Annotated in this window: 12 protein-coding genes; 5 read left to right on the forward strand and 7 right to left on the reverse strand. The window is 31.5% G+C overall.

Annotated elements, in window-relative coordinates:
* Positions 1 to 8: 8 nt before the first annotated feature.
* Together RPL90_RS01010 and RPL90_RS01015 are read right to left on the reverse strand one after the other, a co-directional pair.
* Positions 9 to 1,607, reverse strand: a complete 1,599-nt coding sequence (locus tag RPL90_RS01010; RefSeq protein WP_313541567.1) for a MutS-related protein — start codon at positions 1,605 to 1,607, stop codon at positions 9 to 11.
* 347 nt (positions 1,608 to 1,954) lie between these two features.
* On the reverse strand, positions 1,955 to 3,883 hold the full coding sequence (locus RPL90_RS01015) for an ABC-F family ATP-binding cassette domain-containing protein (RefSeq protein ID WP_313541570.1): 1,929 nt from the start codon (positions 3,881 to 3,883) through the stop codon (positions 1,955 to 1,957).
* A gap of 155 nt (positions 3,884 to 4,038) precedes the next feature.
* Between RPL90_RS01015 and RPL90_RS01020 the strand changes: the two genes are divergently transcribed.
* From RPL90_RS01020 to RPL90_RS01040, 5 genes are all read left to right on the forward strand, one after another.
* Entirely contained in the window at positions 4,039 to 4,680 is a 642-nt protein-coding gene (locus RPL90_RS01020) for a redox-sensing transcriptional repressor Rex (protein WP_313541573.1), read from the forward strand.
* Between the two features lie 231 nt (positions 4,681 to 4,911).
* On the forward strand, positions 4,912 to 6,006 hold the full coding sequence (locus tag RPL90_RS01025; RefSeq protein WP_313541576.1) for a YeeE/YedE family protein: 1,095 nt from the start codon (positions 4,912 to 4,914) through the stop codon (positions 6,004 to 6,006).
* Positions 6,007 to 6,024: 18 nt separating this feature from the next.
* Entirely contained in the window at positions 6,025 to 6,249 is a 225-nt protein-coding gene (locus RPL90_RS01030) for a sulfurtransferase TusA family protein (RefSeq protein WP_313541579.1), read from the forward strand.
* Between the two features lie 360 nt (positions 6,250 to 6,609).
* A complete protein-coding gene (locus RPL90_RS01035) occupies positions 6,610 to 8,088 on the forward strand; it encodes a sucrose-6-phosphate hydrolase (RefSeq protein ID WP_313541582.1) in 1,479 nt (492 codons plus the stop codon).
* Positions 8,089 to 8,090: 2 nt separating this feature from the next.
* Positions 8,091 to 9,059, forward strand: a complete 969-nt coding sequence (locus RPL90_RS01040; protein ID WP_313541585.1) for a carbohydrate kinase family protein — start codon at positions 8,091 to 8,093, stop codon at positions 9,057 to 9,059.
* A gap of 83 nt (positions 9,060 to 9,142) precedes the next feature.
* Here the strand turns inward: RPL90_RS01040 and agrA are convergent, their stop codons facing one another.
* The 5 genes from agrA to RPL90_RS01065 form a co-directional block, all read right to left on the reverse strand.
* Positions 9,143 to 9,868 carry a quorum-sensing response regulator AgrA gene (gene agrA / locus RPL90_RS01045; protein WP_313541588.1) on the reverse strand — a complete coding sequence of 242 codons (726 nt, stop codon included), beginning with the start codon at positions 9,866 to 9,868 and terminating at the stop codon, positions 9,143 to 9,145.
* Between the two features lie 18 nt (positions 9,869 to 9,886).
* Positions 9,887 to 11,176, reverse strand: a complete 1,290-nt coding sequence (gene agrC, locus RPL90_RS12945) for a quorum-sensing sensor histidine kinase AgrC (RefSeq protein ID WP_398573839.1) — start codon at positions 11,174 to 11,176, stop codon at positions 9,887 to 9,889.
* 26 nt (positions 11,177 to 11,202) lie between these two features.
* Positions 11,203 to 11,340 carry a cyclic lactone autoinducer peptide AgrD gene (agrD, locus tag RPL90_RS01055; protein WP_313541592.1) on the reverse strand — a complete coding sequence of 46 codons (138 nt, stop codon included), beginning with the start codon at positions 11,338 to 11,340 and terminating at the stop codon, positions 11,203 to 11,205.
* 1 nt (position 11,341) lies between these two features.
* Positions 11,342 to 11,911, reverse strand: coding sequence for an accessory gene regulator AgrB (locus RPL90_RS01060; protein ID WP_313541594.1), 570 nt, complete (start codon positions 11,909 to 11,911; stop codon positions 11,342 to 11,344).
* Between the two features lie 743 nt (positions 11,912 to 12,654).
* Positions 12,655 to 13,440: carbon-nitrogen family hydrolase (locus RPL90_RS01065; protein WP_313541596.1), on the reverse strand; the 786-nt coding region annotated here is incomplete at its 5' end.

A 13,440-nucleotide genomic window follows, 5' to 3' on the forward strand; every position in this document is an offset into this window, starting at 1 on the left:
AAATTATATTACTTTTCTTTAACATTGTTTTTGGCACGTTCATAAATAAAATGTGGGAATTTGGTGATACGTAATAATTCTATCGCATTACGAGTATCAGCTTTTCCAGTTTTAATCGTAAAGTCAAAATGGATTTCATTATCCATAATAGATTCATTAAAATGATAGTTGGCATATTTATCCTGTAATAAATCTGCTAATTCTATATCGTGTGTAGCTGCAATGATTGTAAATTGTTCTGAATCATTAAGAAAAGATAATACAGCTTCAGAAGCGGCGATGCGTTCTGTCGTGTTCGTACCTTTAAATATTTCATCGATAAAACAATATACATTTTGATTTTGTGGAATTTCAAAAAGACGATGAATTGATTTTAATTCAGTCATAAAATAGCTATCGCCAGAAGTTATGCTATCCTGATTAACCATAGCTGTGTAAATTAAACCTGGTTTATACACGAAATGCTGAGCCGTAGTCGTGTTAACGCTTTGAGCTAATAATAAATTTACTGCTAAAGCCTTCATAAAAGTTGATTTACCTGAAGCATTAGAACCTGTTAGCAACATATTAAAATCTAAAGTTAAACTATTAGGAATTGCATTGGTAAGAAGTGGATGTATAAGATTGTCAAATGCTACTTTATCCTTGTCTGTTTGTTCAGGTATTGAATAAAAGTCCAAGCTTTTTCGCCATAAAGCAATAGAATAATGATTATCCAACATAGCAATATAGTCATAACACGCTAATACTTCGTCTTCGTAGCGTTTAAAGCTAGATTGAATTAAATGGAATAGGAAATAATCGAGCATTAAAAGCATTTTAATAAATCCTATAACCGTGAAAGCGTCATTATCAGTAGAAGCCTTGCCCAGAAGCCAACTAAAACGACGTGCCACAATAAAATGTTTAAAATCTACTTCAATGTCAGGTAAATCCTCTGATTTACTTAATTTATATGCCTTAGTGACAACTGATGAATTATAAAACATTGAATTTAAATCTTCTATATAAGTTCTTTTTAACATGCCACTCAAGGCCATATTAAAAATACAAACTAATAGTAGTAACATTATCCCTAAACCAGTATTAAATAAAGTAATAATTATGGCTATTAAAGGCAAGAATGTAGAAAACATACAAAAATTATTTCGTTTTACTGGCTGCAGTTGATCTGGAAAAGTAGGATAAATTGCTTTTCCAATTTTAGCCAAGTGATAGGCAACGAAATTTCGAACACTGTCATTATTATTAAACACATGAAATAGTTTCTCATTATTAATTTTTTTCATGTTTCTCAATGCACAAACTAAGCGCATTTCACCAATAGCTGTAAAGTTAAAATTCATAACACTAAATAATTTTGGCATGTCTAAATCGTTCCAAGTTTTATCGTCAATCAATGAGTAAGCATCATAATCATCTTTGTATAATTCATATTGATAATCATGTTGGCTATTAGGCCTTGTAAATCGTTCTAACGGTTTGATGTGATCCCATAAAGTAGGTAATTCGTTTTTAAGTCTAATGCTATTTACGATTTCAGTAATGATAACTAATAAAATACTAGCTACTATTAATGCGAGTATAAGCCACAGAATAGTTGGCATGGTGTAACTGCTCCTTTTTATATCTAGTCTTTAAGTTAATTGTGTCATTGATTACATATTGACGCAAGGTGATGTGAAGTGTATATAAATTTGAATGTCAATAGGGAACGTGCGTACTTATCAACAATTAGTGCATAAACTGTGGATAAGTTATGGAAAAAGCTGTGGATTAGGTTGGATAGTAAAAGATATAATGAAGATAAAGTAACATATTACTTGTGGATAACTAGGATAACTTTGTGGATAGCCTTTATTAACGTAATTCAGATGTGAATAAAAAAGTTGGTAAAAAAAGTAGCGAAAATGAGACAACTCATTTTTGCTACTTTTTCAAAGTGAACTATATGTTAAGATTCTTGTAAATTTTCCCATTCAGTCATAGCATGTTCTAATTTTTGTTCGGTATCTTGTTTTTCGAGTGCTAGTTCATTAGATTTTGATGGATTATTGTATATTTCTGGTGTTAATAACTGTGCTTCTATTTCAGCGATGTTATTTTCGTACGTTTCTATATCGCGCTCATATTGAGCTATTTTACGCTCTCTTTGACGTTGTTCTTTTTTCTGTTCTTTTTGAGAGAGATATGAATTAGTATTGTTGTTTTCATCAACCGGAGGATACTGTGTATCTTCAAGATTTGCTTGTTGAGCTGCTAGTGCTTGTATTTCGGCGATTTTATCTAAATAATACTGATAGTCACCGATATATAAGTTACCACCTGAACGATCTAAATCAAATACTTTATTAGCTAATTGGTTAATAAAGTAACGGTCATGTGACACGAAAATAATTGTGCCATCAAAATCTTGTAGCGCTTGTTCTAACATTTCTTTAGAATCAATATCAAGATGGTTGGTAGGTTCATCTAAGATTAAAACGTTATTACGCTCTAACATTAATAATGCAAGTTGAAGCCTAGCTTTTTCGCCACCTGATAAATCGTTAATAATTTTCTTTACATCTTCTTGCACAAATAAGAAGCGACCAAGAACGGCTCTAATATCTTTTTCGTTCATAGTAGGGTATTGATCCCATACATAATCGAGAATTGTTTTAGTAGATTTGAATTCCGCTTGCTTTTGATCATAGTAACCGACTTTCAAATTAGCACCAGTCGTAATGTCTCCGGCTAATGCGTGTTGCTTTTCAGCGATTGTTTTAATAAGTGTTGATTTGCCTATACCATTTGGACCAATGATGGCGATGTGATCTCCCTTAATTACTTCTAATGAAATAGGTTCAGTTATAGGTTCTTCATAACCAATTTCCAATTGTTTAATATGGAATACATCATTACCAGTATTGCGTTCAAAATCAAAAGTAATATTAGCACTGCGAGCATCAATAAGTGGTTTATCAATGGTTTGCATTTTCTCTAAAGTCTTGCGTCTACTTTTGGCCATACCTGAAGTAGAGGCTCTAGCAATATTTTTATCGACAAATGTTTCAAGTTTTTTAATCTCTGCTTGTTGCTTTTCGTATTCTTGCATTCGTTTTGCATAATATTTGTCACGTTGTTCGATAAATTGTGCATAGTTACCTTGATAATGTTGGACATCACCTAAGGCTACATCATAAATTTGATTAACAATTTTATCTAAGAAGTATCTGTCATGACTAATAATGACGATAGCACCTTTAAAGTAATTTAAATAACCTTCTAGCCATTCTGTCGTTTCCATATCAAGATGGTTAGTAGGCTCATCTAATAATAGCAAATCTGGTTCACTTAGTAACATTTGGGCTAATGATAAACGTGTCTTTTGACCACCACTAAAATCATTAATAGGGCGATCAAAATCCGCTTCATCAAAGTTTAAACCATGCAATACTGTTTTAATTTTACTTTCATATTGATAGCCTTCTAGTTGTTCAAATTGGTTAGATAGGTTTTCATACTTTTCAAGATGATCTTTATAGTCATCACTATCAAAATCACTTGCATGCTGAGCCAACCAATCAGTTTCATTCTTCATTTGTTGTCCTAGTTTTTTGATATGTTCGAATGGTTTAGACATTTCTTGAATAACTGTAGAGGTTGTATTTAATGTCATTTGTTGCGTTAAATAACCTAATTTTAAATTTTTGATTTTTGATATATGACCAGCATCATATCCTTCGACACCGGCAATAATTTTCATTAATGTCGATTTACCAGCACCATTTCTACCAACAATACCGATACGTTCACTAGTTTTAATTTCTAAATTTACATCGTTAAAAATGTCTTCGCCATCGAAAGATTTTGATATGTCGTTTAGTTGTAATAATATCATGTTTTGTGCACCTCACTAATAGTTCTATTTTACCGTATATAAGTGTTAGATAAAACTAGGATTGTTTATTTTTCTATTTTATTCATGTATAATGTTGTGGTAATTGCTTACATTTATAGCTTTGTATATTTTCGTATTAATAGGGGGACTTAATTTTGGCGCATCAAAGTGATAAAATTCCTCGTGCTACATTAAAGCGTTTACCTTTATATTATAGATTTGTGAATACTTTAAAATCAAAAGGCATAGATAGAGTGAATTCAAAAACGATTAGTGAAGGTCTAAATATAGATTCAGCAACTATTCGTCGTGATTTTTCATATTTTGGAGAATTAGGTAAAAAAGGATACGGTTACAACATAGATAGTTTGCTGAACTTTTTTAAGCATGAAATAAACGAAAATAATGAAATAAAAATTGCCATCGTTGGTGTTGGGAATTTGGGAAAAGCATTATTAAATTTTAATTTTTCTATTCATGATGAAATGACAATAACGGAAGCCTTCGATATACGTGAAGATGTTATAGGTACTAAAGTTGGCAATGTTACGGTTAAACATTATAACGATATAGCAACTATATTAAAAGAAGAAGAAATCGATGTTGTTATTCTTACTACAAATGAAAATGCAGCGCAACAAGTAACGGATCAACTAGTACAGACAGGCGTGAAAGGTATATTAAATTTCACGCCAACAAGAGTTCACACTCCTGGAGACGTACAAGTTCATCATATTGACCTAGGTATAGAATTACAGTCTTTATTATTCTTTATGCGCAACTATGGGAGTAAATAAACATTTAAGTTACCTTATGAGATAGTATCTGCCAGACATTATCTCATAAGGTAACTTTTTTAATTTTAAACCTTTCACTTATTAAACAACTGATTAAAAGATTTCAATTATCCAATTGCTACGCATAAAAATCGATTACAATATTATTACAAATAACTAAATGCTATTGAAAAGGTAGAACAAATCTAATATTATTATCCTTATTGATTTAATCGGAAAAGAGGGATTTATTTGGTATGGTTAGTAATTAGTGGGCTCATCGTAGGCGCCTTATTAGGTTTTGTTATGCAACGTACCCGCTTTTGTTTAGCAGGTGGTTTCCGAGATATGTATATACAGAAAAGTAATAAAATGTTTTATGCTTTATTAATAGCTATTTCTATACAAAGTATTGGATTACTTGTCTTAACATCTACAGGCGTCGTTACAATACCTACAGAATCATATCCTATCATTGGGACAGTTGTCGGATCATTTATTTTTGGTATAGGAATGATTTTAGCAGGAGGATGTGCAACTGGTACATGGTATCGTGCCGGTGAAGGTTTAATAGGTAGTTGGATTGCATTAGTGTTATACGGTTTCACTGCTGCAGTTACAAAATTCGGCTTGCTATTACCTGTTATGGATAAAGTTAATAAACCGACAAATGTTAATGCGAGTATGGCACAAACGACAGGTATCCCTATGTGGGTTTGGGTTTTATTATTGGTAATTGTCACAGCATTTTTTGTAACTAAAACATTACGTAAACCAAAAGTTGCCGTTCCAACTTTGAAACGTAAATTTACTGGCTTACGTTATTATTTATTCGAGAAAAAGTATCATCCTTTCGTTGCAGCTATCGTAGTAGGTTTAATTGCTTTATTAGCATGGCCAGCAAGTGAAGCAACAGGTCGATTGGATGGTTTAGGTATTACGACACCTTCAGCTAACATAGTACAATTTTTAATTAGTGGAGACGTAAAATTATTAGACTGGGGCGTATTTTTAGTCTTAGGTATCTTCTTAGGTTCTTATATTGCAGCTAAAGGATCAAGAGAATTCAAGTGGAGATTGCCAGACAAAAAGACAATTAGAAATAGTGTGTTTGGTGGTATATGCATGGGCTTTGGTGCATCAGTAGCAGGAGGTTGCTCAATCGGTAACGGTTTAGTATCGACTGCCACAATGTCGTGGCAAGGATGGATTGCCTTAGCTTCAATGATTTTAGGTGCATGGTTTATGAGCTACTTTATCTTTATTAGACCTATGAAAAAAGCTCAAAAAGCACAAAACACTTCAACAAATAGTGCTCATTTAAGTGGTCAAACACAAACAACATAATAGGGAGGATAATAAATTATGGTACATGAATTAGGAACTGTAGGAATGGTATGTCCATTCCCATTAATAGAAGCTCAAAAAAAAATGGTAACTTTAAATAATGGAGACGAATTAAAGATCGATTTCGACTGTACACAAGCAACTGAAGCTATTCCTAATTGGGCAGCTGAACAAGGCTATCCAGTGACGAACTACGAACAGTTAGATGATGCATCTTGGACTATCACAATTCAAAAAGCATAAGTAAAATGTACTCGGTTATTTTATAATAGCCGGGTTTTTTGTATCTAAGTATGTCTTTAACCCTAGCAAGATGGTACACTATAAATTAAAAGTTTACATATTTAAGAGTAATAGCTGAGACGTATAAATGTATAAAATATTGTTTTTTACAACAATATCAATATATCGAATGATATTATATATATTGTCGTTAACTTAAGCTAAAGTAAAACATGAAATTTAGAAGTGAATTATATAGACATATGGATTGATACATTTATTATAGACCCATCACTAGAGCGGCCATGTTTTTAATATCGGTCAGTTCATTTATAAATGCTAAAATAAAAGATAATACAGTTTTGAGGAGGCATACTTATCATGCGTGAGTGGACAAGAGACGAGCGCTATCAACATTTTGAGGAAGTACCTCAAGATAAGTTAGAAGCATTAAGAGCTCAAGTACAACAATCTAACTATAAACAAATTTTTCATATTCAACCAGAATCAGGATTATTAAATGATCCTAACGGTTTGATTTATTTTAACAGTGAATATCATATATCACATCAGTGGTTTCCTTTAGGTGCCATTCACGGTTTAAAATATTGGTACAATTATACGAGTAAAGATTTAGTACATTTTGAACCACATGGTCCAATATTGAAGCCTGATACTAAAAATGATTGTCACGGCGTGTATAGTGGTAGTGCTTTTGAATATGACAACCACTTATATTATATGTATACGGGTAATGCACGTGATGAAGAATGGCAAAGACATTCTAGTCAATTAATTGCAAAAGTTAATCAAGATAAAACGATAAGTAAGTTTCCTAAACCCGTAATTAGTCAACCACCAGAAGGATACACAGAACATTTTAGGGACCCTAAGGTGTTTAAAAAAGGAGATACATATTACGCGATTATAGGTGCTCAAAATATACAACAAAATGGGCGAGTAGTACTTTATCGTTCAAAAGATATTGTGCACTGGCAATTTATGGGAGAAATTGAAACCAAATTGACTGAATTCGGTTATATGTGGGAATGTCCAGACTACTTCAATTTAGATGGTTTTGACATACTTATGTTTTGTCCGCAAGGTATAGAGTCAGATGGTGATAAATTTAATAATATTTATCAAGCTGGATACATAATTGGTCAACTAGATGTTGATAATTTATCAATGAATCATGCAGATTTTAATGAATTAGATAATGGTTTTGATTTTTATGCACCACAAAGTTTTATTGATGCACAAGGCCAACGCGTATTGATTGGTTGGATGGGATTACCAGATGTGCATTATCCAACAGATGAAGAAAATTGGGCGCATTGCTTAACGATACCAAGAGTATTGTCGATAGAAGAAGGTAAATTAAAACAACGGCCAATTAAAGCACTACAGCAATTACGCTTTAATGAGGAAACAGCATTAGGCTATGCTAATAAATATACACGTCAACTTCATCCATATGAAGGGAAGCAATACGAATTAATTATAGATGTTTTAGAAAATGAAACAACGGAATTATATTTTGAGTTACGTAGTTCTCGTCAACATACTACTTTAATTAAATATAATAAGAGAGAACAAAAATTAACGTTAGATAGAAGTGAAAGCGGTCCGTTACCAAATCCAGTAGAAGGTACTACAAGAAGTACGATACTAGATTCACAGCTCTCTCAATTACAAATTTTTATTGATACTTCAAGCATAGAGATATTTTGTAATGATGGTGAACGTGTAATGACTGCGAGAATTTTCCCAAATGAAAATGCGACAGGCATAAAAACTTCGACTGAGTCAGGACAAGCTTATTTAAAATTCACAAAATATGAATTGAAAGAAGGTTAATTATGGGTAAATTATATGCAATAGGTGAGGCATTAATAGATTTTATTCCTAATACGACAGATGCTAAGTTAAAGGATGTTGAAACATTTTCTAGACAAGTGGGAGGCGCACCGTGTAATGTCGCTAGCACAGTGCAAAAGCTTGGTGGTCAATCAGAAATGATTACACAACTTGGTCAAGATGCTTTTGGGGATATCATTGTCGAAACGCTAGAAGATATAGGTGTTGGAACATCATTTATTAAACGAACTAATGAAGCAAACACTGCATTGGCATTTGTAAGTTTAACAAAATCTGGAGAGAGAGAGTTTTCATTTTACCGTAAACCTTCTGCTGATATGTTATACAATCGCGAAAATATAAATGACTTACCTATAACACAAGCTGATATATTACATTTTTGTTCTGTGGATTTAGTAGACAGTGAAATGAAAGAGGCGCATAAGGCACTTATTGAAAAGTTTAAACAACAACAAGGCACAATTTGTTTTGATCCTAATGTAAGATTGCCTTTATGGGATAGTGAAGAAGCATGTAAGCAGGCGATTAGATCGTTTATCCCACATGCTAATATCGTTAAAATATCAGATGAAGAGCTGTCATTTATTACAGATATTGAAGATGAAGAGCAAGCAATAAAATGGTTATTTCAAAATAATGTTGAAATTGTTATTTATACTAAAGGCGCTGCAGGTTCAGCATTACATTTTAAAGATGGCACTCAAATTAGTCATGGAGGTTTTAAAGTAACAGCTATCGATACAACGGGTGCAGGTGATGCGTTTATAGGAGCAATGTTAAGTAAAATATTGAACTTTAAAACTACTCACTTAACGCAAGAATTAAAACAACAAGGTAAGGATATATTAGCATTTAGTAATTTTGTCGCGGCAAAAGTAACGACTAATTATGGTGCAATTGGTAGTATTCCTACTTTGGAAGAAATTAATAATAGTGAAGCACTACAATAACTATAAAAAGACTTGTTTTCATTTATTCGAAAACAAGTCTTTTTAATGTGTGACTAAGTGTTTTTAATCTTTTTAATGTGTGACTAAGTGTTTTTAATCTTTTTAATGTTACGCACGGAAGCAAAACAAAATTCTTGGTTTTCAAAATATATAATGCGATCTTTAGTGTTTACGGCAGATACATTATTTTTGTTTATGACGTAACTATTATGGCACCTAAAGAAGCGGTCGTCGAGTTGACTGAGCTCTTTTAAATTACCATAAAACTCAATTTGTCTATTGTCTAAATGAGCAATTAATCGATGTGATTTAGCAGATGATTCAAAAAACATAACGTCATCATAGCGTACATAAACGGAGTTACTACCTTGTTTTAGTTCAATCGTGTCGACATTACTATCTTTAGATAGCAGTTTTAAACGAGTTTCTGCCGTCTCAATACAGTCAATAATACGTGTTTTTAATTCATCTGGATCATCTTTAAATATAAAATCCATAGCAGCAATTTTATAGACAAAGGTTAAGTAAGTTAATTCACTGTGACTTGTGACAAATATAATGTTGCCAACAGGGTCGTGCTTGCGGATTTCACTTGCTAATTTTATACCATTAATATCCGCTTCTAGTTGAATGTCTAAAAAGTAACAACCAATATCATCCTGCTTGTGTGCTTCTTCTAATATTTCATAAGGATTTCCTGTTGCCTTAACAATTTCCATAGGTTTTTCTTCAATCATAATGTAGTTATTTATAATTGAAGTCATATTATCACGTTGTCTTGTGTCATCCTCACATATGAAAATTTTCATTATTACACATCCTTATGATTAAGTATTTAATATTTCTACTTTTTGAACAAAGTAATTGTTTTCAATTGTCGTATCTAATAAGACGTTTGATTTTGATTCAGTAATTTCTTTTAAAGTCGATAATCCTAATCCACTGTTACCTTTTTTAGTTGTAAAGTTTTCTTGGAATAGTGTGTGTACACGAGGAATATCATCTTCACATTTATTCATTACGATAAAGGTAACCGAAACATCACTATTTTTTAAAAATGCTACACGAATTAATGGATCCTCATCAATATTTTCCGATGCTTCAATTGCATTGTCGATAATAATACCAATAATACGACTTAGATCGATAGTAGGCATGTCTATTTTAGTGATTTGTTCATTTACTTCAACACTAATACGAATATTCATTTCTTGAGCTTGCAAAATTTTCGTTGTTACTAAGCCCTTGATTTCTCTAATTTTTAAGTTTTCAATGCCATTAATTTTAACGGCATTCATTTGCATACTGTCTTGCATAGGTAATATTTCAGAAGTGAAATAGTGACGTAAACCATCCATGTCATTTTCACGTATGTAATCTGACATCGTCGATAAAATATTGACATAATCATGTCTGAACTTCCGCATTTCATTATTAATTTGTTCAATTTGCAAAGTATATTTATAATAATTTTCAATTTCTTTCATATTTCTTTTGTATTGAACTTCACGCACAATGCTGAAAGAAACGGTAATAATCAAAATCGCGATAATAATTATAAAAATGACATAAATAACCGCTAGATATTTAAAATCACCATATGAAATTACTTCCTTTGGCATGTACATATAAAGCGTCAAAAAAGTAGCTAACAGAATGATGCCAATCAAAGTAAGGTAGACTTTATTTAATGATAGTATTGATTCTGATAATTTGATTACAAAAAATCTTGTTATAAAGGCTAAAATCAAACTAAATATGAGAAATAATAATGAATAAACTATAGTGTTTATAAATGTCATATGAAAATTAGAATCAAAAAAAGTGACTGACCACATTGAGAAGAAATTGGAAATATATAATAATAAAAACGTTAGTATAGCAAGTACAATCCCTAGAATTTTATTTCTTAAGTACATTAAAATAATCGTACCGATTACTAGTATTAATATAGTTTTTGCACCAAAAATAAAATATAGAAAAGTTGAAGGGATTATGATTCCTAAGATAGAAATATAATCCCTCATTTTATATTTTACATTGCTTATAATTTTAATTACTACAAATAGAACTATGAGTTGATAAAGCGAAATATATATAGAATTAAACAATGACAATTTTTTCACACTCTCTACATAATGAATTATTCGTACAACTTAGTTAATTCTTCTGGCACTTCAGGTTCATCAAGCCAACCGCCACAAGGATTAACTCCAGATGCGGCACCTAAAACTTCAAAAAATTTAGCTACAAAACTAAAGATACTATTTAAAAAATCCATATTAAACATCCTCCTTAGGGAAAAATAATGGTAATTGTAATACAGCTATAATAATAATACCCAATAAAATTAATTGTTGGTATGGTTCATGAATAAATAATGATAATAATATAAGTACTATTGTCACTATTATGGTATTCCGTTTTTTTCTAGGTTTTAATCTTGCTGGAATAGGCTGCTTTTTTGTTGCAGCTGGAGCATATACGCACAAAATAATAAAACCTAAAATGCCCAATATATACATAAATATATTGTTTATTTGAGTATACACTAGTAGCCAAGGTAAAAAAACAAATAAAAATAAATTTTGAATATGGCACAATAAAGGTGTTTTGGCATGAGCTCCATGTGCAAAATGTCTAATTAAAAAATACGTTATATGTGCTGTGAGAGTGTAAAAAAATAGATTGCATAGGATTGAAACACTGTATGCTACAATCGTTTTAAATATGTTGCTGATAAAGACTTGCATGCCTAAGCGAATCTTTAAATAAGCGATGTGATCTAAGTTATTTCGTTCTTGCAAGTACTTAGCAAAGGTGTCTATTCGGGTTTCTATCGACTTTAGCATTTGGTTTCTCTCCTTAATTTGATTATACCTCGATAATTAGGTATTATGCGACATAATGCCTAGCTGTATCAAAATGATGCCTAACTGTTTATGTATATTTTTTGTAATAATTTTAACTTAACAGATAAACAGTTAGGAATAAAAAATAACGAGTTAGGCATTTTAAAACTCAAAGGTGTATTTACGTGTTTTAATGTACTTGTATCACAAAGAGATACTAAATGCTTGAATAAATTTACTAGTGATTTATTCAGATTTATAAAGCTTAAGAGCAGAAGTTTTATAAATGATCTATTTTTGATAATCTTTATACTTCATATAGTATAAGATTTATCAACGATTTAGATAGTATTTTTTATTCTTTGTAATATGTTTAAAGGAGTTGTTGTTGTGACAAAAAACATCATAGACTCGATTGGTGGTTTAGTGAATTAATTTTGGACTCAGTTTGATATTCGCTTAGATTTTAAGCTTTCCCTATAATAACTGTATTCATAATTATTTTGATTAAACAATTTATTCTAGTGTCATTTAAATAATTACCTATAACAGAGGTAATTTAAGTAGTAACATGTAAGCTATCGTAAACATCATTCAATTTGCCGTTCTAACTAACGGTAGATTCACTAAATTTTTTCATAATTAATAACATCCCCAAAAAATAGATAGAGAAATAACTGTAAAACATTCCCTTAATAATAAGTTTAAAAACCGTGAGTCCCTCCCAAGCTCACGGTTTTTATTTATTTATATATCTCTTTTCTTCTATTTTTAAAAACTGGAATTGCTTTGCGTTGTTGCTTTACTTTATCTAAATCTAAAGATAGGGTAATGCATTTTTCGGTTGCTCCAACTTCTTCTAAAATATCCCCATTAGGATTAACTACCATTGAGTGACCAGCGTACTGTGTAGTGCCATCGTCACCACAAGCATTACATCCTACAACATACATATCATTTTCTATTGCTCTAGCTTGTAACAATGACTGCCAATGTTTTAATCTGGCTTGTGGCCATTGTGCAACATAAAAGGCTACTTCACAGCCTTCAGCAGCTGGATAACGCAATAGTTCAGGAAATCTTAAGTCATAGCAAATAATTTGTGTACTTTGTGTACCATCACTTAATTGATATGGTTCTGGTACCGCTTCACCAGGTGCTAAATAAGTAGGTTCATTTAGCATTGGTACAAGGTGTACCTTATCATATACATTAACTAAACTACCGTCTTTAAGTACGGTAAATGCAGTATTATATATGCGATTATTTCTTGAGTTTGAAACCGATCCAGCTACAATATCAACATTGAATTGTAATGCTAAATCTTTAATGAACTTATAACTACGACTTAAATCAGCGTCAGCTAAAATGTCGAGTTGTGTTAATGCATAACCATTATTCCACATTTCAGGCAAAACGACGACATCTGTTTCTGGTTGCACATGTCTATTAAACCATGCTGCTATGTTTTCTTCGTTATAAGATACATCGGCAGGTTCAATTTTTAGTTGGAATACTTTAATGTTCAT

The sequence above is a fragment of the Staphylococcus kloosii genome (assembly GCF_032139365.1).
GTDB lineage: Bacteria > Bacillota > Bacilli > Staphylococcales > Staphylococcaceae > Staphylococcus > Staphylococcus kloosii_A.

Bases quoted from the DNA above. Each gene is read 5' to 3' on its own strand.
- RPL90_RS01035 (WP_313541582.1), top strand. From the start codon at position 6,610: ATGCGTGAGTGGACAAGAGACGAGCGCTATCAACATTTTGAGGAAGTA.
- RPL90_RS01060 (WP_313541594.1), bottom strand. From the start codon at position 11,911: ATGCTAAAGTCGATAGAAACCCGAATAGACACCTTTGCTAAGTACTTG.
- agrD (WP_313541592.1), bottom strand. From the start codon at position 11,340: ATGGATTTTTTAAATAGTATCTTTAGTTTTGTAGCTAAATTTTTTGAA.
- RPL90_RS01015 (WP_313541570.1), bottom strand. From the start codon at position 3,883: ATGATATTATTACAACTAAACGACATATCAAAATCTTTCGATGGCGAA.
- RPL90_RS01040 (WP_313541585.1), top strand. From the start codon at position 8,091: ATGGGTAAATTATATGCAATAGGTGAGGCATTAATAGATTTTATTCCT.
- agrA (WP_313541588.1), bottom strand. From the start codon at position 9,868: ATGAAAATTTTCATATGTGAGGATGACACAAGACAACGTGATAATATG.
- RPL90_RS01030 (WP_313541579.1), top strand. From the start codon at position 6,025: ATGGTACATGAATTAGGAACTGTAGGAATGGTATGTCCATTCCCATTA.
- RPL90_RS01010 (WP_313541567.1), bottom strand. From the start codon at position 1,607: ATGCCAACTATTCTGTGGCTTATACTCGCATTAATAGTAGCTAGTATT.